General features: G+C 62.9%; 25 protein-coding genes and 1 other RNA gene. 20 read left to right on the top strand and 6 right to left on the bottom strand.

Annotation, left to right across the window (positions count from 1 at the left end; translation table 11 throughout):
* Positions 1–177: 177 nt before the first annotated feature.
* The 5 genes from ffs to VJR68_RS08570 all read left to right on the top strand — a co-directional run bounded on the left by ffs (position 178) and on the right by VJR68_RS08570 (position 3,554).
* Positions 178–274: signal recognition particle sRNA small type (gene ffs, locus VJR68_RS08590), an RNA gene on the top strand.
* A gap of 93 nt (positions 275–367) precedes the next feature.
* Positions 368–2,050 carry a DNA polymerase III subunit gamma/tau gene (gene dnaX, locus VJR68_RS08585; RefSeq protein ID WP_324147260.1) on the top strand — a complete coding sequence of 561 codons (1,683 nt, stop codon included), beginning with the start codon at positions 368–370 and terminating at the stop codon, positions 2,048–2,050.
* 16 nt (positions 2,051–2,066) lie between these two features.
* Entirely contained in the window at positions 2,067–2,390 is a 324-nt protein-coding gene (locus VJR68_RS08580) for a YbaB/EbfC family nucleoid-associated protein (RefSeq protein WP_324147259.1), read from the top strand.
* A 43-nt stretch (positions 2,391–2,433) separates the two neighbouring features.
* Positions 2,434–3,033, top strand: coding sequence for a recombination mediator RecR (recR, locus tag VJR68_RS08575; RefSeq protein ID WP_324147258.1), 600 nt, complete (start codon positions 2,434–2,436; stop codon positions 3,031–3,033).
* 176 nt (positions 3,034–3,209) lie between these two features.
* The gene (locus tag VJR68_RS08570) at positions 3,210–3,554 is read left to right on the top strand and encodes a histidine triad nucleotide-binding protein (RefSeq protein WP_324147257.1); all 345 of its coding nucleotides are present in this window, start codon (positions 3,210–3,212) and stop codon (positions 3,552–3,554) included.
* A gap of 79 nt (positions 3,555–3,633) precedes the next feature.
* On the opposite strand, the gene VJR68_RS08565 is transcribed toward VJR68_RS08570, so the two are convergent.
* The 4 genes from VJR68_RS08565 to VJR68_RS08550 are packed head-to-tail and all read right to left on the bottom strand — an operon-like array spanning position 3,634 to position 8,143.
* Complete coding sequence (locus tag VJR68_RS08565; protein WP_324147256.1) at positions 3,634–4,224, bottom strand: Slp family lipoprotein; 591 nt, start codon at positions 4,222–4,224, stop codon at positions 3,634–3,636.
* 50 nt (positions 4,225–4,274) lie between these two features.
* Entirely contained in the window at positions 4,275–6,215 is a 1,941-nt protein-coding gene (locus VJR68_RS08560; protein ID WP_324147255.1) for a DUF3488 and transglutaminase-like domain-containing protein, read from the bottom strand.
* 26 nt (positions 6,216–6,241) lie between these two features.
* Positions 6,242–7,195 (bottom strand): DUF58 domain-containing protein, encoded by a 954-nt coding sequence (locus VJR68_RS08555; RefSeq protein ID WP_324147254.1) that lies wholly within the window; start codon positions 7,193–7,195, stop codon positions 6,242–6,244.
* 6 nt (positions 7,196–7,201) lie between these two features.
* On the bottom strand, positions 7,202–8,143 hold the full coding sequence (locus VJR68_RS08550) for an AAA family ATPase (RefSeq protein WP_324147253.1): 942 nt from the start codon (positions 8,141–8,143) through the stop codon (positions 7,202–7,204).
* A gap of 106 nt (positions 8,144–8,249) precedes the next feature.
* On the opposite strand from VJR68_RS08550, the gene VJR68_RS08545 reads away from it, so the two are divergent.
* Entirely contained in the window at positions 8,250–9,755 is a 1,506-nt protein-coding gene (locus tag VJR68_RS08545; protein ID WP_324147252.1) for an ArnT family glycosyltransferase, read from the top strand.
* A gap of 66 nt (positions 9,756–9,821) precedes the next feature.
* Here VJR68_RS08545 and VJR68_RS08540 read toward each other — a convergent pair whose 3' ends face one another.
* Positions 9,822–10,409, bottom strand: a complete 588-nt coding sequence (locus VJR68_RS08540; protein ID WP_324147251.1) for a Maf family protein — start codon at positions 10,407–10,409, stop codon at positions 9,822–9,824.
* Positions 10,406–10,858, bottom strand: a complete 453-nt coding sequence (locus VJR68_RS08535; RefSeq protein ID WP_324147250.1) for a hypothetical protein — start codon at positions 10,856–10,858, stop codon at positions 10,406–10,408. Before VJR68_RS08535 ends, VJR68_RS08540 begins: the two co-directional genes overlap by 4 nt.
* A 172-nt stretch (positions 10,859–11,030) precedes the next feature.
* Between VJR68_RS08535 and VJR68_RS08530 the strand changes: the two genes are divergently transcribed.
* The 14 genes from VJR68_RS08530 to VJR68_RS08465 all read left to right on the top strand — a co-directional run bounded on the left by VJR68_RS08530 (position 11,031) and on the right by VJR68_RS08465 (position 23,050).
* On the top strand, positions 11,031–11,510 hold the full coding sequence (locus VJR68_RS08530) for a YceD family protein (RefSeq protein ID WP_324147249.1): 480 nt from the start codon (positions 11,031–11,033) through the stop codon (positions 11,508–11,510).
* Positions 11,511–11,529: 19 nt separating this feature from the next.
* Entirely contained in the window at positions 11,530–11,724 is a 195-nt protein-coding gene (rpmF, locus tag VJR68_RS08525; protein ID WP_324147248.1) for a 50S ribosomal protein L32, read from the top strand.
* A gap of 183 nt (positions 11,725–11,907) precedes the next feature.
* Positions 11,908–12,885: a beta-ketoacyl-ACP synthase III gene (locus VJR68_RS08520; protein ID WP_324147247.1), complete on the top strand. Its 978-nt coding sequence runs from the start codon at positions 11,908–11,910 to the stop codon at positions 12,883–12,885.
* A 110-nt stretch (positions 12,886–12,995) separates the two neighbouring features.
* Complete coding sequence (gene fabD, locus VJR68_RS08515) at positions 12,996–13,943, top strand: ACP S-malonyltransferase (protein WP_324147246.1); 948 nt, start codon at positions 12,996–12,998, stop codon at positions 13,941–13,943.
* A gap of 43 nt (positions 13,944–13,986) precedes the next feature.
* A complete protein-coding gene (fabG, locus tag VJR68_RS08510; protein WP_324147245.1) occupies positions 13,987–14,727 on the top strand; it encodes a 3-oxoacyl-ACP reductase FabG in 741 nt (246 codons plus the stop codon).
* Between the two features lie 286 nt (positions 14,728–15,013).
* Positions 15,014–15,253: an acyl carrier protein gene (gene acpP / locus VJR68_RS08505; protein ID WP_324147244.1), complete on the top strand. Its 240-nt coding sequence runs from the start codon at positions 15,014–15,016 to the stop codon at positions 15,251–15,253.
* A 198-nt stretch (positions 15,254–15,451) separates the two neighbouring features.
* Positions 15,452–16,690 carry a beta-ketoacyl-ACP synthase II gene (gene fabF / locus VJR68_RS08500; RefSeq protein WP_324147243.1) on the top strand — a complete coding sequence of 413 codons (1,239 nt, stop codon included), beginning with the start codon at positions 15,452–15,454 and terminating at the stop codon, positions 16,688–16,690.
* A gap of 8 nt (positions 16,691–16,698) precedes the next feature.
* Positions 16,699–18,048: an aminodeoxychorismate synthase component I gene (locus VJR68_RS08495; RefSeq protein ID WP_324147242.1), complete on the top strand. Its 1,350-nt coding sequence runs from the start codon at positions 16,699–16,701 to the stop codon at positions 18,046–18,048.
* Positions 18,048–18,863 (top strand): aminodeoxychorismate lyase, encoded by an 816-nt coding sequence (gene pabC / locus VJR68_RS08490; RefSeq protein WP_324147241.1) that lies wholly within the window; start codon positions 18,048–18,050, stop codon positions 18,861–18,863. Before VJR68_RS08495 ends, pabC begins: the two co-directional genes overlap by 1 nt.
* Positions 18,860–19,900 (top strand): endolytic transglycosylase MltG, encoded by a 1,041-nt coding sequence (mltG, locus tag VJR68_RS08485; protein ID WP_324147240.1) that lies wholly within the window; start codon positions 18,860–18,862, stop codon positions 19,898–19,900. Before pabC ends, mltG begins: the two co-directional genes overlap by 4 nt.
* Positions 19,897–20,532, top strand: a complete 636-nt coding sequence (gene tmk / locus VJR68_RS08480; RefSeq protein ID WP_324147239.1) for a dTMP kinase — start codon at positions 19,897–19,899, stop codon at positions 20,530–20,532. The genes mltG and tmk overlap by 4 nt, the downstream gene beginning before the upstream one ends.
* Positions 20,529–21,464: a DNA polymerase III subunit delta' gene (holB, locus tag VJR68_RS08475; RefSeq protein ID WP_324147238.1), complete on the top strand. Its 936-nt coding sequence runs from the start codon at positions 20,529–20,531 to the stop codon at positions 21,462–21,464. The genes tmk and holB overlap by 4 nt, the downstream gene beginning before the upstream one ends.
* Positions 21,464–22,372: a PIG-L deacetylase family protein gene (locus VJR68_RS08470; protein ID WP_324147237.1), complete on the top strand. Its 909-nt coding sequence runs from the start codon at positions 21,464–21,466 to the stop codon at positions 22,370–22,372. Before holB ends, VJR68_RS08470 begins: the two co-directional genes overlap by 1 nt.
* Positions 22,373–22,696: 324 nt before the next feature.
* The gene (locus VJR68_RS08465; RefSeq protein ID WP_284330436.1) at positions 22,697–23,050 is read left to right on the top strand and encodes a PilZ domain-containing protein; all 354 of its coding nucleotides are present in this window, start codon (positions 22,697–22,699) and stop codon (positions 23,048–23,050) included.
* Positions 23,051–23,104 lie beyond the last annotated feature (54 nt).

Below are 23,104 nucleotides of genomic sequence, written 5' to 3'. Positions count from 1 at the left end.
CCCCGGAGCGCGTAGCGCGGAGGGGTGAGGCCCAAGGACGGGCCGAACAATCCCTCTCTCTCCGCCAGATATTGAAAGATGCGACGGCCTGGAAGCTGGCGCAATTCTTCAGCGAAGCTGGCAATGGCAAGCCAAGCGCCAGCTTCAGGGCTTCGATGCCCACCCCTATGGTGGCCCCGTCGGTCCCCCCGCGACGATAGTTCGCAAACCCCGCCAGGTCCGGAAGGAAGCAACGGTAGCGAATGACTCGGGTGCCGGGGTGTGGCTGGCGGGGCCGCCACCTTTTCGGGCCGGCCATCGCTCGGTTCGCATGACTTGCCATCCTGGACTTGGCACAATCGGTCTTTGGCCCAAACAGCGTTAACGCATGTCCTATCAGGTACTCGCGCGTAAGTGGCGCCCCCGCAAGTTCGCCGAACTCGTCGGTCAGGAGCATGTCGTACGCGCCCTCACCAACGCCCTGGATAGCGGGCGTATGCATCACGCCTACCTGTTCACCGGTACGCGCGGCGTAGGCAAGACCACCATCGCACGCATCTTCGCCAAGTCGCTGAACTGCGAGCGCGGCGAGTCGGCCGATCCCTGCGGCGAGTGTGCGGTGTGCACGGCGGTCGACGCTGGCCGCTTCGTGGATCTTTTGGAAATCGATGCCGCCAGCAACACCGGCGTAGACGACGTGCGCGAGGTGATCGAGAACGCGCAGTACGCACCGGCGCGCGGTCGCTTCAAGGTCTATCTGGTGGACGAAGTGCACATGCTCTCCAAACCCGCCTTCAACGCCTTGTTGAAGACGCTGGAAGAGCCGCCGCCGCACGTGAAATTCTTGCTCGCGACCACTGATCCGCAAAAATTGCCGGTGACGGTGCTGTCGCGCTGCCTGCGCTTCAATTTGAAGCGCCTGCTGCCGGATCAGATCGCCGGACAGATGCGGCACATCCTCGGCGCCGAACACCTCGACTATGACGATGCCGCCATCGTGGAGCTTTCCCGCGCGGCGGATGGCTCGCTGCGTGATGGTCTCTCGCTGCTGGATCAGGCGATCGCCTACGGCGGCGGCACGCTGAAGGCGGATGACGTGCGCGCCATGCTCGGCAGCGTCGAGCGCGGGCAGGTGCTTGGCTTGCTTGATGCGCTGGCTGCTGGCGACGGACAACAGCTGATGGCCGAATGCACGCGCATTGCGTCGTTCTCGCCGGATTTCGGCAGCGTGCTGGACGATCTGGCTGCTGCCTTGCATCGCATTCAGTTGCTGCAGCTGGTGCCTGGTTACCGGCTCGATCAGAACGAGGGTGACGACCCGGCCTTGACCAGCTTGGCCGAGCGCATGACGCCTGAGGACGTGCAGCTTTACTACCAGATCGCTACCGCGGGCCGCCGCGATCTGGCGCTTGCGCCCGACACGCGTACCGGCTTCGAGATGGCGCTGCTGCGCATGCTGGCGTTTCGCCCCGGCGACGACGCGGCCCCGGTAGCGGCATCGGGCGGTCAACGTTCGGCTGCGCCACCGCGTCCGCCCGTTGCGCCATCGCCATCTGCTGCGGCTCCGGCACCGGGCACGCGCGCTGCCGCTCCTCCGCAGTCGGCGCCATCCGCACCACAACGCGACCATGCCGCTCCTGCTGCACCGCCCGCGGCACCCATGCAGCGCGTTGCCAGCCCGGGCGGCATGCCCGATTGGGAAGCACTGATCCGGCGTGCCGATCTGCGTGGTCCGCTCGGCCAGCTCGCGCAAAACTCCGCGTTGCGTGGCCGGGAAGGGCAGACGCTGGTCCTCGCCTTGCAGCCTACACATATGCATCTGGCGGTCGAACCGATCGTGAGCCAGATTGCCGATCGACTCAGCGAAGCGATGGGCGAACCGATTCGCCTGCGTTTCGTCGAAGACAGCCATGGCGCCGCGCATACGCCGGCAGCGCGTGCGGCCGAGGCGCGCAGTGCGGCGCAATCGGCGGCAGAGGCCTCGATCGAAGGCGATCCGCTGGTGCAGACGCTGAAGCGCGAATTCGGTGCGCGCGTGGTGCCGCAATCCATCAAACCGATTGAATCTTGAGGTAGGAGTAAACGTTATGAGAGGACAACTTGGCCAGCTGATGCAGCAGGCGCAGCGCATGCAGGAAGACATGAAGCGCGCGCAGGAAGAAATCGCCAAGCTGGAAGTCACCGGCACCTCCGGTGGCGGCCTGGTCAGCGTCTTGATGACGGGTGCGCATGAAGTACGCCGCGTGCAGATCGATCGCAAGTTGTTTGCCGACGATCCGGAAATGGCCGAAGACCTGGTGGCTGCGGCCGTCAACGATGCGGTCAACAAGGTGGCCGAAGCGAGCAAGAACAAGCTGGGCGGCATTACCGCCGGCATGAATTTGCCGGCCGGGTTCAAGATGCCGTTTTGATGCCATTCCCTCTCCCGCTTGAGGAGAGGGAGCAAGCGAAACCATGAGCTCATCGCCCCTTCTTGCCGAACTCATCGAAGCCTTGCGCTGCCTTCCCGGTGTCGGCGGCAAGAGTGCTCAGCGCATGGCGTTCCATCTGCTGGAACGCGAACGCGAGCGCGGACTGAAACTGGCTAACGCGCTGCAGCAGGCAATGCAGAAAATCGGCCACTGCACTCGCTGCCGCAACTTCAGCGAAACAACGGTGTGCGCCATCTGCGCGAGCAGCAGCCGCGACCGGCATGTGCTTTGCGTGGTGGAATCGCCCACCGATCTTGCCGCGATCGAACAGGCGACCGGTTATCGCGGCCAGTACTTCGTCTTGATGGGGCGCTTGTCGCCGCTGGACGGCCTGGGACCGGAAGAGCTTGGTCTTGGTTTGCTGACCGAGCGCCTGGCTGAGGGCGAAGTGGAAGAACTGATTCTTGCCACCAATCCCACCGTGGAAGGTGAGGCAACGGCGCATTACCTGGCGCAGCTTGCACGCGCGGCTGGCATTCGTCCGACGCGTCTGGCGCACGGCGTGCCGTTGGGCGGCGAGTTGGAATATGTCGATCGCGGCACCCTGGCGCATGCCTTCGGTAGCCGGCAATCCGTGGATTAAGGACAATGACACTCACTTAGGCATCGTCGCCCCGGCGAAAGCCGGGGCCCAGTGACTTTCGGCGACCCAACAAGTCACTGGGTCCCGGCTTTCGCCGGGACGACGGATTCAAGGTTTTTGAACTAGTCAAACGAACACCGGCTAAGTTAGTGCCATGGGATTAAGGAGACTCGCACATGGGTGACACCATCTTCGGCAAGATCGTCCGGCGCGAAATTCCGGCCGATATCGTCTACGAAAATGACGACGTGCTGGCCTTCAAGGATCTCAATCCGCAGGCGCCGGTGCACGTGCTGTTCGTGCCCAAGCGCGCACTTGCCACCTTGAACGAAGCCACGCCGGCGGATGCCGAACTGTTAGGCAAGCTCATGCTAGCCGCCGCCGATTATGCGAAGGCACAAGGCTTCAGTCAGGACGGCTATCGCGTGGTGGTCAATTGCAACGAGCACGGCGGACAGACCGTGTTCCATCTGCATGTGCATCTGCTGGCCGGTCGGCGCATGCACTGGCCGCCGGGTTGATGCATTCGTCGCTTCGCGACGACGCAAGGAAAAACGCCGGCAGATGCCGGCGTTTTCATAGGTGCTTTGCTGGTGGCGATCAGCGGTGGCGAACCACGATCACCCGCGGCGAATACCAGCCACCCCAGCCCCAGCCGCCCCAGTACGGGCCACCCCAATACGGACCCCAGTAGGGGCCCCAGAACGGGTCATACCAGCCTGGACCATACGGATAACCGACAACCACCGGACGCTTCGGCCACAGGTAGACCACGTCGGCTTCCACGCGCGGGTAGGCGTAGTCGTAATCGCCCACCTTGCGGCTGACCGTGCCCTGGACTGCACCCGTCACGGTGATTTCGCGGCCGGGCTTGAAGACCTCAGGATCGTAGAAGCCAGGACGGCACGCCACGAAACGGCCCTGGGTGTTGCTGTTGTCGCCGGCGACCGGACGGGCTTCATCGTCGAGCGGGCGGCTCAAGACATAGAAGCAGGTGGCGTTCTGGCTCGGTTCGGTGCTGATGATGCTGCCGCCCCAGCGCACTTGCGTGCCGTTGGCGGTGCTGCCCTGCTGGACGCTAGCGGTGGTGATGGGAGCGAAGTTGCCCTGCAACGGCTTCGGCACCGTGGCGCACGCGGCCAACAGGGTGGAAAGCGCTGCAAGGCTGATGATTCTGTATAGGGGAGACATGACGTGTTTCTCCATCTGGGGCGGGTGCATGCTACATCGTTGCGCCATGTTCAGACCATGCGGCGCGGGCGGAAATTCCGTACCGCCTGCCTGAAGGTGCGCAAGGATTCCGTGGAAGGTTCAAGAGTGGCGTAGCGCAATTCGATATAGCACCTCATCAAATGGTCCAGTTCCGCGCGTTGAGCCGGTAGTGCGCGGCTGGCGCGGCGAAGGAAGTGCTGCGGCCCTTCGCTGCGCCGGCGAATGACACCAGCTTGCGCAAGCTTGCGTTCCAGTGAGCGCAGCGCTGCGAGAGCCGGGTCGCCTTCCGGTCGACGCCACAACGCCCACGCCAAGCCCAATGCTCCGAACACCGTTATGCATATCACCAGCAACCGGGTCAGCAGACCGATGTCCGCCTCGCGTATACCGAACGGGATCAGTAGTCCGCGCTGGCGCAGTGCGTCGAAACCGATAACGCTTTGGTTCCACCATCGGTTGACGATGTCCCAATGGTTGCGCATCGACTCCAGGAACCCTTCTTGATACCAGGGCAGCTGGTTGCCCGCGGCACTGGCCGCACCCAGCGAAATGCGTTGCGGACGTACGGCCGCGGTGGGATCCACGCGCACCCACCCGCTCCCTTCCAGCCACACTTCGCTCCAGGCATGCGCATCGGCATTGCGCACCAGCAAGTACTGGCCCAGGTTGTTCCAGAAGCCGCCCTGGAAACCGGTGACCACGCGTGCGGGAATGCCGGCGGCGCGCATCAACACAGTGAAGGCGGAGGCGTAGTGTTCGCAAAAACCTTCGCGCGTACTGAACAGAAAATCATCGACGGCATTACGGCCCAGCGGCGCCGGCAGCAAGGTGTAGCTGAAGCCGTCGTTGTGGAACATGTTCAGCGCAGCCCGGATGATCGCCGCGTTGTCGCGCCCGTAGCGCTGGCGCCACTGCTCGGCGAGTGCATGGGCGCGCGGATCGAAGCCATCGGGCAACTGCAGGGCATGCATGCGCGTGTCGATGTCCAGGCTCGGCTGCAAGCGATACGTCACGGCCGAGCGCAGGTCATAGTCCCGCACTTCATCGATCGGCTTGTCCGCAAAAACTTCACCATCCGTATGCGCTTGCGACTGCAATGGCGCCGCCAGCGGCACATCCAGCGTAGGCAGTACGTGCTGATGCGTGGGTTCCAGGCTGATGTGGTAGCTGATCGTCTTGGCGGCTTCGACCGGTATCGATGTGCTTAGCGGTTGCTCGGATCGCTGCCAGTCACGGCCGTCGTAGTTCCACATGACGAAGGCGCGGAAATAGCGCTTGTCTTGCGATGGCGGCGGTCCGTCGAAACTCACACGCATGGCGGCGGTGTCATCCGTGAGCAGTTCGTTGAATTCGCTGGGCGACATGTGATCGGCGAGCCCAGTGCGCGCCGCCGACTGGCTGTTGTTACCCCACAGCGGTGTACTCAGCCGCGGGACCAGCACGAAGGCGGTAAGCGCCAATGGCAAGGACGCAGCCAGCAGTCCGAGCGCCGGCAGCAACTGGCGCGGTAGTGTGGGCGAAGCCTGCGTGGGTTCAAGCGAACGCCAGGTCGTCAACGCAGGTAGCAGGCCGAGTGCCACCACGAAGGTCGCTACCATGCCTTGGCCGAACAACAACGCCGCCATCAACAGGAAGCACGCGAAGGCGGCGGCCACACGCGCATCGCGCGGCGCTTCGCTTTCGGTGAGCTTCAGGACGAGCAGGCCTGCGGCAAGCGCCGAACCTGGTTCGCGTCCGAACAGATTGCCGTAGTCGAGCACGACGGCACCGACCAGCACCGCCAGCAACGGCAGCTTCAACCAACTGTGTACGCGTGCCGGCCGATAGCGACGCTGCCACCAGCGCAGCCCAAGCGCCACGCACAGCCCCAGCGTCAGCCCGATGGGCAGATGGCCCGCATGCACCGCCAGCACAAAGGCGGTGGTGATGCACAGCAGGTCGAACGTGCGGTCGCCGATCCGCTCTTGCACGTGAGGTTTGGTTTGCCGCCAGCGGATCATGGAATCACGGCCAGTGCGCTCATGCAGCGCGCGTAATGCGAGGGACCGCCGCCGATACCGATCGCCTCGCTGGGCAACCACAAACTCCACTGCCGCCCTTGCGATTGGGCTTCGCCTAGCCAGCGCGCGAGTCGCGCGATGCGCGCTTCGCTATCGAGTCCGCGAAGATGACGCCAATCCAGTCGCCATTCCTGATTGCCCTGGGGCTGTTCGTAATCTTTCACCAGCAAGTTTTCATGCCGCGCGCTGGCCTTCCAGGCGACGTGCCGCATGGAGTCGCCGCTGCGGTAATCGCGCAGGGAAGCGAGATCTTCGCCGCGATGCAGACGCTGCCTGCGGTGGTCTTCCAGCGGCAGGGTCGGGCCGGGGCCGCCGATTTCAGGTCGTGGCCACACCAGTACGGCGTAGTGGGGATTCACCCAGCTCCATGCGCGAAACAGGCCCATCGGCCAGGTGGTCCAGATGCGCAGGCGCGGTATCGATAGCCACCCGCGATGCTCGGTGATAATGCTGACGGTGACGTCGGCACGGCTGTTTACATCGAAGGCTTGCGTCACCTCGCCGACGTCCAGCCGTACGGCTTGGCGTTTATGCCGGGCTTCGAAATCGAACGTCACGTCGATCGGATCGCCTGCCACCGCATGGCCTGCGCGCACGCCGCGTATGCGCAAACCATTCAAGGTGCGAAACGCTACCAGCATGCTGATCGATGTCGCCGCACCCAGTAGACAGGTCAGCAGCAATCCTGCGTTGTTCGAATAATTGAGGCTGCCGACCATCATCACCAGTAACAGCAGGGTGAACGCCATGCCGAATCCGGTCGGTACGATATAGATGCGCCGGCGATGCAGTTCGATCGGCAGGTCTTCCTGGCGTCGATGCCGGGTCAAGGCCGGCAAGCGACGTTCGGCCCAATGCTGCAGGCGCTGCCACTGAGCTCGTACTGGCATGTTCCCTCAGTCGACGGCGACTTCGTTCAATAAGGTGCGTGCAAGCGTGTCGCCATTGGCGCCGCGGGCGGCGACCAGTCGATGCGCGGCCAGCGGCACGAACAGTGCCTGCAGATCTTCCGGCAATACATGGCCACGATCGCTGAGCATGGCCCATGCACGCGCGGCGGCCAGCAAGGAGAGACCGGCACGTGGCGACAGACCCACGCGAATCTCCGGATGGCGGCGGCTTGCGGCCAGCAAGGCTTGCAGATAGTCGAGCAGGGCAGGGCTGGCGGTGATGGACCTGGTCTGCCGATTCAAGGCGGCGAGGTTGGCGGCATCCAGTTGCGGAACCAGATGGGTAAGCAGGTCGCGCCGATCGCTGCCGGTGAGCAGTTCGCGTTCGGCGCTGGCGTCCGGATAATCCAGCGATACGCGCAGCATGAAGCGATCGAGTTGCGAATCGGGCAGCGGGAACGTGCCGGCCAGGTCGAGCGGGTTCTGTGTCGCCACGACAAAGAACGGATCGGGCAGGGCATGCGTCTGGCCGTCCACCGTCACCTGCTTTTCGGCCATCGCTTCCAGCAGGGCGCTTTGCGTTTTCGGCGTGGCGCGGTTGATTTCGTCGGCGAGCAAGAGGCCGGCGAATACCGGGCCGGGGTGGAAGCGAAACTGTGCCGTCTCGCGCTCGTACATGCTGACCCCGATAATGTCGGACGGCAGCAGGTCGCTGGTGAACTGCACGCGCTGGAAGTCCAGCGCAAAACTCGCCGCCAACGCATGCGCCAACGTGGTCTTGCCGACGCCGGGTACGTCCTCCAGCAATAGATGGCCGCCTGCAATCAGGCAGGTGAAAGCCAGCTTGACCTGGCGTGCCTTGCCGAGCAGCACTTTGTTGACTTGGGCGATGGCGGCGTGAAGGCGCTTTTGCAGGTTTTCATCACGAAGCGGAGTGATGGCTGACATGGGTTTGCGGGAACCGAGGACAGATGGGGAGGGCGACGCCAGTGTAGTCGCCGGCATCGCACGCTGGCGAGCGGCTTTCGTCACAGTGTTCCTAGGTCTGTGGTTGGTGAAGCTGCTGCTTGTCTTGACCGTCCAGCCGTTCGGGGATGAAGCGTTCTATTGGGAAGAAAGCCGTCACCTTGCCTGGGGTTATAGCGATCTGCCGCCATTGACAGCCTGGTTGATCCGTGTGGGTGAGAGCGTGGCAGGGCATGGACTCTTGGGCATGCGCTGGCCATCCCTGTTGTTGGGCAGTGCGCTGCCTTGGCTGCTGGTGTTGTTCGCCCGCCGTGCGTTCGATGCGCGGGCTGGTTGGCAGGCCGGTTTGCTGTGCCTATGCCTGCCGTTGGCCGGCAGCCTAGGGGTATTGGCGTTGCCTGATGTGCCGCTTACCGTCGCGGGACTGGCCGCCATGTATGCGTTGCTGCGTGCGATGGATGAGGATCAATGGCGCTATTGGCTGCTACTTGGCGTGGCGCTCGCATGCTGTTGGATGAGTCATTACCGCGCAGCGATGTACATGCTGGCTGGCTTGCTGTTGATGCTGCTGATGCCGCGTGGGCGCATGCAATGGCGGCGTGCGGGTTTCTGGCTGGCAATGTTTATTGCCGCGTTGGGACTCGTGCCTTTGCTGATTTCCAATTGGCAACAGCACGGCGCTGGTGTTGCTTTCCAGGTGATCGAGCGCAATCCGTGGCGTTTCCATGCGGATGCGCTGGTGCAGCCGCTGGAGCAGGCGGTGACATGTACGCCGCTGTTGTATGCATGTCTGTTGTGGGCGGCGTGGCAATGCTGGCGTCGGCGCCGTGAAGGCAGTCCATGGGATGTCCTTGCATGGTTGTCGTTGACCTTCATCGTTGTTTATTTCGTGGCGGGATTGTTTGCCGATAACGAGCGCTTTCGTGTGCACTGGCCGTTGCCGGGTTATTTGCCGTTGCTGGTGGCGCTGCCAGCGTTGCTGCATCGATCGACAGGTGTGCGCGTGTGGCGTGTGATGGCGGTATGGGGTGCAGCGTTCGCGTTGTTGGTGCAAGTCGTGGGATTGACGTACTTGTTGCTGGCTGCGTATCCAGGTTCGGCGCAAGCGTTTGGCGCGACGCGCATCGTGCCGACGGCCTTTGTCGGTTGGCGCGAAAGTGCGGAAATCGCCAGGCAGCAACTGGCTACGCAGCCGGCGCTGTTGGTGGCGGACAATTTCATGATGGCAGCCGAGTTGGATTTTCAGTTCGACGGCAGGCGCGAGATCTACTCACTGGATAATCCGCTCAACGTGAAATACGGGCGCGCGCCGCAGATGGCGATATGGGCGATGGATGAAACCGCGCTGCGCAGCAAGTATCCCGGCGCATCGGTGTTGCTGGTCGTCGATGAAAACGCCGCGCGCGGGCGCGATCGTGAAGCGTGGTTGGGTTCGCTGTGTGCCCGTATCGATAACCTGCAACCCGTGCAACGTTTGAGTCTGTTTGAGGGGCGCAAGAGCATTGCGTTTTATCGTGGGGAGATTGCGCGTGTGATGCATACAAGCGATGCGCGTGATTGCGTTGCCTGGAAGGCTTACGCGTCGAATTTGTAGGCTGGGATGAAATCCCAGCATCATGAGCCATAAGCATGCTGGATTTCATCCCAGCCTAAGCAAGCGTTATGGCACCTTGATGCCTGCTTCGCGCAACAGTCTTGCGAGTGCTATCAATGGCAGGCCGATCAACGCCGTCGGATCGTTGTTTTCAATCCGCTCGAACAGGCTGATGCCAAGTCCTTCGCATTTGAAACTTCCGGCACAATCCAATGGCTGTTCGCGCTCGATGTAGCGGCTGATTTCTTCCCGTTGCAGCTGACGAAAATGCACGCGGGTGAGATCGAGATGCGTGCGTGATTGTCCGCTGGCGGTATCGAACACGCATAGCGCCGTGTGAAAGGAAACGATGTGGCCGGAGCAGGCGCTCAATTGCGCATGCGCACCTTCGACGGCGCCGGGCTTTTCCAGCAGCCGGCCATCGAGTTCAGCAACCTGGTCCGAGCCGATGACCAGGGCATCGGCCACACCGTTACCGGCATCGGTCGCCTTGGCGATGGCCAGCCGCATGGCGCGTGCGGCTGGCGTTTCTCCGGGCCGTTCGGTTTCAGGCGTGCCTGGAGCGCATTGCTCGAAAGCCAGGCCCAGTCGTCCAAGCAGTTCGGCGCGGTAGCGGGAGGTCGAGCCGAGCACCAGCCGCCGCTGGTGGCTCATGAATGCGAATCCTGGCGGATGTGCTCGCGCATTGCGCTGTCCAGCTCGTCCTGCGCCTCGCCAAGAGCCTGGAGCAGGGGGCGCAGCCGGTCACGGGTCTGGCCCATGGCTTGAGCGGCGGCGTCCAGTTCCTCCTGGGTGGCGGTGGGCGCATGGTCGCGGATCCAGATGCGCTGCTGCAGCAGGGCGCGCAGGCCGGCGTCTACGGCGTTGGCGGCTTCCTGCTCGCCAGCGGCGGGGAGATCGGGGTTCATCGACATCACCGCATGGGCCTGCTTGAGTCTGGTCCGGCAGGATTTGAGGTCGGCTTCGACCCGGTCGGTCAGTTCCAGCAGGCGCCTGAGGCTGGCGTTGCGCCGATTCAATTTACGCAGCAGGAAGGCGCCGCCAAGGGCGATGGCCAGTAGAATGAACAGGGCGATCAGGCCGATCGTGAGGGAAGTGTCCAAGGGAGTGCCGGCTTAGGGCTTAGGATGGACGCAGTCTGCCGCATGCATTCGGTTCAGGCAAAGCGTGCGGTTGAACGATGTGATGGGTTGCGCGGTTGACTTAACCTCCGGGGAAACTTACTATTTCCCGGTTATGTCCGCGACACTGCCAGAGTCCGTGGACGCTTGGCGCATGGTTTCCGCGCGGCGTTCGTTCCAGGGGTCACTGCCCATCGCCGCAATGTCTCGCCTCTGCGAGGCACTGGCGGACGACGCAGGTTTGGCCCAGTACCAGCTCGACTTCGGTCGGGACGAGTTCGGCACCGCCTATGTCGAAGTTCGCGTCCAGGCGCCCTTGTGGTTGGTCTGCCAGCGCACGCTCGATCCGTTCGTCATGCCCGTCACGGTGGATAGCCGTCTGGGCCTGATTCGTTCGGAACAGGAGGAGGCGGGGCTTCCTCCCGGGGTTGAGCCCTTGCTGGTCGCCGAGGACGGCAAGCTGAGTCCGATCGATGTGATCGAGGACGAACTGTTGTTGGCGCTGCCGCTGATACCGGTCAATCCGGACGCTGCATTGCCTGAAGAAGTCACACGCCCGCCGGCGGAAGCTGTTCCCGCCGAAGAGCGTCCCGATAACCCGTTCGCGGTGTTGCGCGAACTCAAGAACAAATGATTTAGCTGGAGAAACCACCATGGCCGTTCAAAAGAGCCGCAAGACCCCGTCCACCCGCGGCATGCGTCGCTCGCACGACAAGCTGAGCACCGTGCAGTTGGCCACCGACCAGACCAGCGGCGAAGTGCATCGTCGTCACCACGTGACCGCCGATGGCTACTACCGCGGCAAGAAGGTGATCGACACCAACACTGCGGTGGTCGACGAAGACTGATCCGTCGAAACCTATTGGTTTCGTTCGCAAAGCGGCGCGGCAACGCGCCGCTTTGCGTTCTGCTACGCCGGTGCGCCTATTGAATGGGGTCTCGCGGCAACGTAACGTTGCGGTCTTGGTGCTTGGATCACGCAGCCCTCGGGCGGATGGCGTCAAGCACCTTCGCCCGCTGATGGATATTCAATGACCCAGATCTATGCCCGCATCGTCGGCACCGGCAGCGCTCTGCCGGAGCGTGTTCTCACCAATGCCGATCTCGAAAAGTTTGTCGACACCAGCGATGAATGGATTCGCGAACGCACCGGCATTCGCCAGCGCCACGTCGCTGCCGATGGGGAAACCACGGGTGACTTGTCGACGCTGGCCGCGCAGCGCGCACTCGATGCAGCTGGCGTCAAGGCATCCGAACTCGATCTGATCGTGCTGGGCACCACCACGCCCGACATCATTTTTCCTTCCACGGCATGCTTGGTGCAACATCGTCTCGGCGCCAACGGTTGCGCGGCGTTTGACGTCAATGCCGCATGCTCCGGTTTCGTTTACGCCTTGGGCATTGCGGACAAGTTCATCCGCAGCGGCCAGTCGAAGAAAGTGCTGGTGATCGGCGCTGAAACGCTCACACGCATGGTGCGCTGGGAAGAGCGCGAAACCTGCGTGCTGTTCGGCGACGGTGCCGGGGCCGTGGTGTTGGAAGCCTCCAGCGAACCCGGCATTTACGCCACCTGCCTGCATGCCGATGGCGGCTACAAGGAGTTGCTCTGGAATCCGGTCGGCGTGTCCGTCGGCTTCAAAGACGACGAGCCCAACCACGGCGTGCGTATCCGCATGTCCGGCCGTGAAGTTTTCAAGGTCGCGGTGAAGACGCTCGATTCGCTGGTCGAGGAAACGCTCAATGCTGCCGGCATGGAAGCATCGCAGCTGGATTGGTTGATTCCGCATCAAGCCAACTTGCGCATCATCGAAGCCACGGCCAAGCGTTTGAGCATGTCGATGGAGCAGGTGATCGTCACCGTCGACAAGCACGCCAATACCTCCGCCGGCTCCGTGCCGCTTGCACTGGATTTCGCGGTGCGCTCGGGCAAGGTGCACCGCGGGCAGAACCTGTTGCTGGAAGCTTTCGGCGGTGGTTTTACCTGGGCCTCGGCCTTGTTGCGCTACTGATCCGAGCAAAGCAAAACCACGTTGCCTATCCACACGCGCAGCCGAATACGGCTGCGTACGTCGTGCATTGATGGCACCATTTCGTTTTTCCTGATGGATTGCGCCTGTTCATGACCCAATCGTCCGCATCGCTCGCTTTCGTTTTTCCCGGCCAGGGTTCGCAATCGGTCGGGATGCTTGCCGAATTGGCCGCTGTCCATGGCGAAGTGAAAGCCACGTTCGACGAAGCTTCTCAGGGCGCCGGTATCGATCTGTGGGCGCTCAGCCAGCAAGGGCCGGAGGATCAGCTCAACCGCACCGAGAACACGCAGCCAGCCTTGCTTGCGGCCAGCGTGGCGGTATGGCGCGTGTGGCAGACATTGGGCGGTGCGCAGCCGTCGCAGTTGTCCGGTCACAGTCTTGGCGAATACAGCGCGCTGGTTTGTGCGGGCGCTTTGTCATTGCATGACGCAGCAGCGCTGGTGGCCGAACGTGGTCGCTTGATGCAAGCAGCAGTGCCTGCCGGCGTAGGCGCAATGGCCGCGATTCTTGGCGGCGACGATGCGCAGATTGCTGCAGTATGCGAAGAGGTTGCGCAAGGGCAGATAGTGGCGCCGGCCAACTACAACTCGCCCGGCCAACTGGTGATTGCCGGCAACGCTGAGGCCGTCGATCGCGCGCTGGCCAAGCTTGCTGAGCAAGGCGTCAAGAAGGCGGTGAAGCTGGCGGTATCCGTGCCTTCGCACACTGCCCTGATGCGCGACGCGGCCGACAAGTTGGGTGAGCGCATGGCATCCATCGCATGGCAATTGCCGGCGATTTCGGTGGTGCAGAACGCGGAAGCGCGCAGCTACGCTTCGTTGGAAGACATTCGCGGCGCCTTGCAGCGCCAGCTTTACCTGCCGGTGCGCTGGACCGAATGCGTGCAGGCGCTGGTTGCCGGCGGCGCTACGCATCTTGCCGAATGCGGTCCGGGCAAGGTGTTGACCGGACTGATCAAGCGTATCGACAAGAGCGTGGAAACTCGCGCCATCGGTACGCCTGCCGACCTCGATGCCGCGCGCAGCGAGTGGGCCTGACGTTTTTCCCTCTTCGAATCACGCCTCACCCAAGGACACAAGCATGAGCACACTGCAGGGCGAAGTTGCACTGGTTACGGGCGCCAGCCGTGGCATCGGCGCGGCGATCGCTGATGAACTTGCAGCCATGGGCGCCACCGTGATCGGCACGGCCACCAGTGAAGCCGGTGCCGCCGCCATCGGCGAACGCCTGGCTCCGCACGGCGGCCATGGACGTGTATTGAACGTCACGGACGCTGCCTCGGTGGATGCGCTGATTGACGATATCGCCAAACAGCACGGCGCCGTATCGATCCTGGTCAACAATGCGGGCATCACACGCGATCAGCTCTTGATGCGCATGCGCGATGAAGACTGGCAGGCGATTCTCGACACCAATCTCACCTCGGTCTATCGCCTGTCCAAGGCGGTGATGCGCGGCATGATGAAGGCGCGCAAGGGCCGCATCATTTCGATCGCTTCGGTGATCGGTCTTACCGGCAATCCGGGCCAGGCCAACTACGCCGCTGCCAAGGCCGGCATCATTGCGTTCTCCAAATCGCTGGCGCGCGAAATCGGTTCGCGCAGCATCACCGTCAACGTGGTGGCGCCGGGCTTCATCGATACCGACATGACCCGTGGGCTGCCGGAAGAGTCCAAGCAAGCCCTGCTGGGCCAGATTGCGCTGGGGCGGTTTGGCGAAGCCAGCGACATCGCCAAGGCGGTGGGCTTCCTGGCGTCGCCGGCGGCGGCGTACATCACCGGCGAAACGTTGCATGTGAATGGCGGCATGTACATGCCGTAAGCGGTTGGGCCGAAAGGCCTGGCTTGAAAAGGGCGCGACCGGCTCAAGCTTGAGCTGGGTCGTGGCTCCCGTTTGAAACTTGTTAGCGGTTGAAATTACCTGCAACAAAAAGTCGTCACGAGAGCCGTTTTAGGTGACAATCGCGGCTTCGCGCCGTGCGGAACCCGCGGCGGCTTGTATTCCTGGCATAATTGGCGGCTTCGCGGCTTAGCTACTACAATGCCGCAGACTTTGCCGGGGGAAACCCGGCAGACGGACTAATTTCCCCTTGGGAGGCAAAGGCAACATGAGCACCATCGAAGAGCGCGTCAAGAAAATCGTCGTCGAGCAACTTGGCGTGAAGGAAGACGAGGTCACCCAGAACGCTTCGTTCGTAGATGATCTGGGCGCGGATTCGCTGGACACGGTCGAATTGGTGATGGCGCTCGAAGAGGAATTCGAAACCGAAATTCCCGACGAGGAAGCCGAGAAGATCACCACCGTGCAGCAGGCCGTCGATTACATCAAGGCCCACACCAAGGAGTGATCTGCGTGGCGGGGCCGATACACTGTCGTCCCATGTCCCACGTAGTGAATATCGGAAGCTGCGCCATCTCGGCGCAGTTTTCGTTTCTGCATTTTGCAACGTCCGATCCCGTATGGTGTGCGCGGTCGGCGCATCGCGATAAGTCGGAAAGTGATGCTTGAAAGCTGACCTTTCCCGAACCAGCTAGGAATTCGATCCATGAGCAAACGACGTGTGGTAGTGACCGGCATGGGCATCATTTCGCCGGTTGGCAACGACATCGCCACCGCCTGGAACAACATCCTCAAGGGCGTCAGCGGCATCGGCCCCGTCACGCACTTCGACGCGACGGCGTATGCCACGCGCATCGCCGGGCAGGTGCGCGATTTCGATCCTGCGCAATGGATCGCGCCGAAGGAAATCAAGAAGATGGATCCGTTCATCCACTACGGCATCGCCGCGGGTACGCAAGCCCTGCGCGACTCCGGCCTGGAAGTGACGGAAGCCAACGCGCCGCGCATCGGCGTGGCCGTGGCGGCAGGCATCGGCGGCCTCAACACCATCGAAGATACCTCCATCGAGCTGCATGAGAAGGGGCCGCGCCGCGTGTCGCCGTTCTTCGTGCCGAGCTCGATCATCAACATGGTGTCGGGCCATCTGTCGATCATGTTTGGCTTGAAGGGCCCGAACATCGCTTGCGTCACCGCGTGCACCACCGGCTCGCACAACATCGGTCTGGCCGCACGCATGATCCAGTACGGCGATGCGGACGTGATGCTGGCCGGCGGCGCCGAATTTGCCACCACCGGCACCGCCATGGCGGGCTTCTGCTCGGCCAAGGCCATGTCCACCCGCAACGACGAACCGACCAAGGCCAGCCGTCCGTGGGACAAGGGCCGCGACGGTTTCGTGCTCTCCGACGGCGCTGGCGTGCTGGTGCTGGAAGAATACGAACAAGCCAAGGCACGTGGCGCGCGCATCTACTGCGAGCTGGTCGGCTTCGGCATGAGCGGCGACGCGTACCACATCACCGCGCCCAGCGAGGGGGGCGAGGGTGCGGCACGCTGCATGGTGGCGGCGCTGCGTGATGGCGGCATCAATCCCACCGACGTGCAATACGTCAACGCACACGGCACCTCCACACCGCTGGGCGACCTGGGCGAAGTGCTGGCCGCCAAGAGCGTGTTCGGCGATCACGCCTACAAGCTGGCGATGAGCTCCACCAAGTCCACCACCGGCCACTTACTGGGCGCGGCGGGTGGCGTGGAGGCGATCTTCACCATTCTCGCCATGCGCGATCAGGTGCTGCCGCCCACCATCAACCTGGATGAACCGGGCGAGGGCTGCGATCTGGATTTCGTGCCGCACACCGCGCGCGAGGCGAAGATCGACATTGCCATCTCCAACTCGTTCGGCTTCGGCGGTACCAACGGCACGCTCGCTTTCCGTCGACTCTGACGTATCGAGTGGGCTGCGCCATTCGCACCTTTGCCGGCCGGCGCGATCTCCTCGCGCCGGCCGCTGCATTTCCGGAGCGCTATCCGGCCTTGCTGGAAAGCGTGACGCGCGCGAATGCGCACGCGCGCTATGACATCCTGTTTGCGTTTCCGCAATCCACGCTGACGCTTACTTCCGACGGGTTCGTGCACGAACCGAATGGGCGCGTGCATGCGGGCCGTTTCCTCGATGCGCTGGATAATGCGTGGCGTGCGGAACGACTACCGCAGGGTGGCGATGACGGGCTACCGTTCCACGGCGGCTGGGTGATGTTGCTGACGTACGAATTGGCAGCGGAAATCGAGCCGACGCTGCGTTTGCATTACTCGCAGCCATTGCCGGTGGCGATGGCGCTGCGTTGCCCGGCGGCGATCATTGTCGACCATGTGCGTGAACGAACCATCCTGGTGGCGGAAGCAGGGCAGGATGCGTTGCTCGATGCAATGGAAGCGGATCTTTCCGCCATGCCGGAAATAGCACCGCTGGCGCTTGCGGCAGCGATTGAGGAAGACGCGCCGGCGCGCTTTCTCGATGGCGTGGCGCGCGTGCATGAGCATCTGCATGCAGGCGATCTGTTTCAGGCCAATTTGTCGCGCGAATGGCGTGCGCGCTTTGCACAAGAGCCCACCGCTGCCAGTCTCTATGCCGCCCTGCGTCGCGCCAACCCGGCACCGTTTGCAGGTTTGCTGCAGCAGAAAGATTGGGCAGTCGTCAGTTCGTCTCCGGAACGCCTGGTCGAAGCACGCCGCGGCATGGCGCAGACGCGTCCCATAGCGGGCACACGGCCGCGTGTAGCGGGCGACGATGACCTGGCGCGCATCCGCGAACTGACCGCGCACCCAAAGGAACGCGCCGAACATGTGATGCTGATCGACCTGGAGCGCAACGATCTGGGACGCGTGTGCAAACCGGGCACGGTGGAAGTGAATGAATTGATGGTGGTGGAAAGCTACGCGCACGTGCATCACATCGTTTCCAACGTGCGCGGGCGATTGCGCGATGGCGTCACCCCGGGGCAAGTGATCGCGGCGACATTCCCAGGCGGCACCATTACCGGTTGCCCCAAGGTGCGCTGCATGGAAATCATCGCCACCTTGGAAGATGCGCCGCGCGGCGCTTACACCGGGGCATTGGGTTATCTCGATCGCAATGGCGATCTCGATCTGAATATTTTGATCCGCACGCTGACCTTGCATGGCAAGGAAGTCAGCCTGCGCGCGGGCGCCGGCATCGTGGCCGACTCCGATGCCGCAAAGGAGCTCGATGAAACGCGCGCCAAGGCGCGCGGCATGCTGCGCGCGCTGGGAGTGGCCGGCTGATGATGCTGATCAACGGCCAGCCGCACGATAGCGTCTCGGCGTTCGATCGGGGCTTGAGCTATGGCGATGGCTTGTTCGAAACGATTCGCTTCGAACAGGGCAGGGCACCCTTGTGGACCCGGCATATGCAACGCCTGGCATGGGGGTGCGAGCGTTTACGCATGCCTGCACCGGATATCGTCCTGCTTTGGCAGGAAGCACAACAGGTGACACGTGTGCAGGCGTCATGCGTCTTGCGCATCACCATCACTCGCGGCCCTGGTCAACGTGGTTACGCATTGCCGGTGCCCGTTTCGCCCACGCGCATCGTTGCGGCGTTCCCCATGCCGGTCGTCTCCAGTGATCTCTACACCCATGGCATGCGTCTGCATTGTTGCCGCACCATGCTCGCCGATCAGCCGCTGCTTGCCGGCATCAAGCATCTCAATCGTTTGGAGCAGGTGCTGGCGCGCGCCGAATGGAACGATGCAGCCATTGGCGAAGGCCTGGTCTGCGATAGCCATGGAAACGTGATTTCGGCAACGGCCGCCAATCTTTTCGCCGTCATTGACGGTATAACCGTGACGCCTGCGGTGGACCGTTGTGGCGTCGCTGGCGTGGCTCGCGCGGCCATGCTGGAAGCCTTTCCCAACTGCCAGGTGAGGGACGTGTCCTTGGACGAGGCCCTGTGCGCTTCGGAGCTCTTCCTCAGCGCCAGCGTTCGCGGCATTCTGCCTGTTCAGGCCGTGGGCGATACCGTGTACGCTCCCGGTCCGGTCGCTCGCGCCATGCAGCAGCATTGGCGCGAGTTGGGTTTCGCGGTGGAGTGCGCATGAGTCGAGGCGATACACAAAAGGGGCGCGTATCGTGGCGCCTGCTGCTGCTAGTCCTGTTGCTGGCGCTGGTGAGCGCCGCAGGATGGTTCTGGCACGATTTCTCACGCTTTGCCGTCACGCCGCTGCGTGTCAGCGCCACGGGCGAAAGCGTGGACATCGGGCGCGGCACGAGCTTCAAGGACATCGTGCATCAATTGCGCGCGCAACATCTCACCACATCCTCGCCGCTGTACTGGCGGCTGCTGGCGGAAAAAATGCACATCGCGGGCCGTTTGCACGCTGGCGAATATGCCGTGACGCCGGGGATTACGCCGGAGCAACTGCTCACCGCCATGGCGCAAGGCAAGGTGATGCTGCGCGACGTCACCATCGTCGACGGCTGGACCTTTCGTGAAGTCCTGCAAGCCCTGGACAAGGCCGACAAGCTCAAGCACGAAACCGATGGTCTCGACGATGCGGCCATCATGCAGAAGGTCGGTGCGTCCGGCGAAAGACCGGAAGGACGTTTTCTGCCGGAAACCTACGCCTACGTAAAAGGTGATAGTGACATCGACATACTCCGCCGTGCGCATGATGCGATGAGCAAAACGCTGGCCGCGTTGTGGGCGCAACGCGATCCCAATCTGCCGCTGGCCACGCCGTACGACGCATTGATCCTCGCTTCCATCGTGGAAAAGGAAACGGGGCGTGCGGATGAGCGTCCACGCGTGGCAGGTGTCTTTATCAGGCGCTTGCAAAAGAACATGCTGCTGCAGACCGATCCTACTGTGATCTACGGTATGGGCAGCAGCTACACCGGCAATATCCACAAAAGCGATCTGACCACCGATACGCCTTACAACACCTATACGCGTCCCGGCCTGCCGCCTACACCGATTGCGATGCCTGGCAAGCCGGCGATCGAGGCGGCCTTGCATCCGGCCGCGGGCGATGCGTTGTACTTCGTCGCGCGCGGTGATGGCACACATGTGTTTGCCAGCACGCTGGAAGAACAGAACCGCAATGTTGCCTGCTATCAATTGAAGCGCTGCCAATGAACCGACGCGGACGTTTCATTTCCCTGGAAGGCGGCGAAGGCGCGGGCAAGAGCACCTTGCTTGGCGGCCTGCGCGACTATCTGCAACAACATGGTGTGCAGTTGCTGCAAGTACGCGAGCCTGGCGGTACCCCGCTCGGTGAGGCGATTCGTTCGCTGGTACTCGATCCAGCCCATGCATCGCTCAGCGCGGAAAGCGAATTGCTGCTGATGTTCGCTTCGCGCGCGCAATTGGTGCGCGAACGTATCCAGCCCGCGTTGGAATCAGGGCAATGGGTGCTGTGCGATCGCTATGTGGATGCCAGTTATGCGTACCAAGGTGGCGGGCGCGGCCAGCCGATCGAGCGCATTGCCGATCTGGAACGCTGGGCGTGCGATGGCGTGAAGCCGGATCTCACGCTGCTGCTCGATCTGCCCGTATCGACCGGACGTGCGCGTGCGGCCGGCCGCGGCGCGGCTGATCGCATCGAGACGGAAGCCGATACGTTCTTCGAGCGCGTGCGCCAGGCCTATCGCGATCGTGCGCACGCAGAGCCGCAACGTTTCCGCGTGATCGATGCCAGCCTGTCGCCGGATCAGGTACTGCAGGCGGCAATCGCCGCGACGACGCATCTGTTCGAGGCAAACCGATGAGCCATCCTTCCTGGCATGCCGAACATTGGGCGCGACTGCAGGCACGCCGTCGGCGCGATGCCTTGCCGCATGCGCTGTTGCTGTGCGGTCCGCAGGGCTTGGGTAAGCGTGATTTTCTCCGCCGCTTCGTGCGTGGCCTGCTTTGTCAGCATCCGCAGGAGGGCGATGCCTGCGGTACGTGCCGTAGTTGCTTGTTGTTCGATGCCGGCACGCATCCGGATTACGTCGCCCTCAGTTACGGTCTTCGCAAGGATGGCGTGCAACGCCAGGAGATCGTGGTGGATCAGATTCGCGAATTGTCCGCGCGTCTGGCCACCGCCAGTCAGTTTGGCGGCTGGCAGATCGCCAGCATCGATCCGGCCGATGCGATGAATGCCGCTGCGGCCAATGCCTTGCTGAAAACGCTGGAAGAACCCGCTTCGCAAACCATGCTGATCCTGATCGCCGATGCGCCGTGGCGCATGCCGGCGACGATCCGCAGCCGCTGCCAGCGCATCGAATTCCAGTTACCCAAGCATGAAGAATCCCTCACTTGGTTGCAGGGCGTTGGCGTGCGTGATGCCGAAGCGGCTTTGGCCGCGGCAGGCGGTAATCCCGGCATGGCGCGGATGTGGGCGCAAGAGGGGGCGCTCGCGCAGCGTCAGGACGTTCGCAAGGATCTTGCCGCGCTGGCATCGGGCCGTGGCGATGCCATGGCGATGGGCAAGCGCTGGCTCGACGATGCGCCGGAGCAGCGCCTATGGTTTGCCGCACAGGCCGTGGCGGAGGAAATGCGCGCACGCGCTACGGCGCAAAACACGCCCTTGTCGAGTTCGCTGGATGGCGAAGGACTGATGGCGTGGTACGACGCCGCCAACCGCACGCGCGAGGCACTGCGCGGTCCGCTGCGAGGCGATCTGCTGCTCTTGGAGTTGCTGGGGCGCTGGCGCTGATGCAGCGATTGCTCGTTTCCGCGCAAACCCGCCTGCTGGTGATTGCGCCGCACCCGGACGACGAGACATTGGGTGGTGGAATATTGCTGCAGCAGGTGTTGGCTGCCGGTGGCGAGGTGTGCGTTTTGCTGCTGACGGATGGCGACAATAATCCATGGCCGCAGCGGTATATAGAGCGCCGCATCTTGATCGACGACGCGGCACGCCAGCGCTGGGGCGCCAGGCGTCGCGAGGAAGTGATGCACGCGCTGGCGCGTCTGGGCGTGCCGTCATCCACGCTACACGCGCTGGGTTGGCATGACATGGAAATAACTGGCCGCCTGCGTGATGACGCGTCCAAATCGACAGCATCGATGCGTGCGGTCATCGCGGCATTCCAACCCAATCTCGTGTGTGGCCCTGCGCTGCGTGACAGCCATCCTGACCACGGCGCGGCGCACGTGCTGTGCCGATTGGCTCTGACGGGAATGGAGGCTGCCTGCAGGTTGCTTGCCTATCCTGTGCATGGCGGTGACACGTCGGATTACCCGCTATCCGTCGATGCCTCCGCAGAGCAGCGGCAGCGCAAGCTGGCGGCGCTCGCCGAACACCGGACCCAGATGGTACTCAGCCGCCGACGCATGCTGCGCCTGGCGGATAGTCCCGAGCGTTATATGCCTGCGGACGGCAGCGGCGGGGATGGGCGTTTGCCCTGGCAGCCGCCGGCGGCATTGCAGCCATGGTTGCGGTTGCTGGTGGCGACGCCGGCCGGCGTGAAGGACTGGCCATGGCCATCGGCGCCGCTGACGCGCGATGCCGATGGGGCATTCCGGCTATCGGAACGGCATGCGGGACCGACCTTCGCGAAGCTGCACCTGGATTGGCCTTCGCCCTGGATTTTCGATCACTGGGGTTGGTGCGAAGTTTGATGCCGGGTGGCTTCCGACGCTGGAATTGCCGTTCCGGCCTGCGAACTGAGCATCCCGTCTTTGCGCACATCCAGCCGCATGGTTAGGATGTACCTCCACCAGTAGGAGCCTGTCGGACTTGAGTTGGCCGGGCTGCAAATGCGCCTGCGCGGTCCATATTTCCGTCGATTCTTGACCCATAGAACCACTATGGATCGGCGAATCGCCGAAAATCTGTCCTCGCGCAGTCGCATTTGACCAGCTACGCTGTTGTAAAGCGCCTCGCCTCGACCACTCAAGTCCGACAGGCTCCTAGCCGCCAGCGCTGTAGCAAGGGGAACAGGCATGAATCCGGTCGCCGCCCGCCAGGGCATCATCTCGCTGAAATTCAAGGACACGGCATCGCTGTACAACTCGTACATGCCGTTCCTGAAGCATGGCGGCCTGTTTGCACCTACTGCGCAGCGCTATTCGCTGGGTGACGAAGTGGTGCTGTTGATCAGCCTGATCGACGAAAGCGAACGCTTGTCGGTGGCCGGCAAGGTGGTGTGGATCACGCCGATCGGCGCACAGGGTAACCGTACGGCCGGCATCGGCGTGCAGTTCAACGATTCCTCCGATGGGGAAGCGGCGCGTGGCCGCATCGAAGCCCTGCTGGCAGGCGTGCTGAATTCCGAGCGCGCCACGCAGACGATGTAAGCAAGCGCTACCGTCGGCTTTTTGACCTTTGGCAGAATTTCTTGCGTGCAGGGC

Origin of the sequence: Dyella sp., assembly GCF_035277725.1 — a bacterium.
Lineage (GTDB): Bacteria > Pseudomonadota > Gammaproteobacteria > Xanthomonadales > Rhodanobacteraceae > Dyella_B.
The sequence above is the reverse complement of the archived record's forward strand: the minus strand, read 5'-3'. Positions and strand labels throughout refer to the sequence as shown.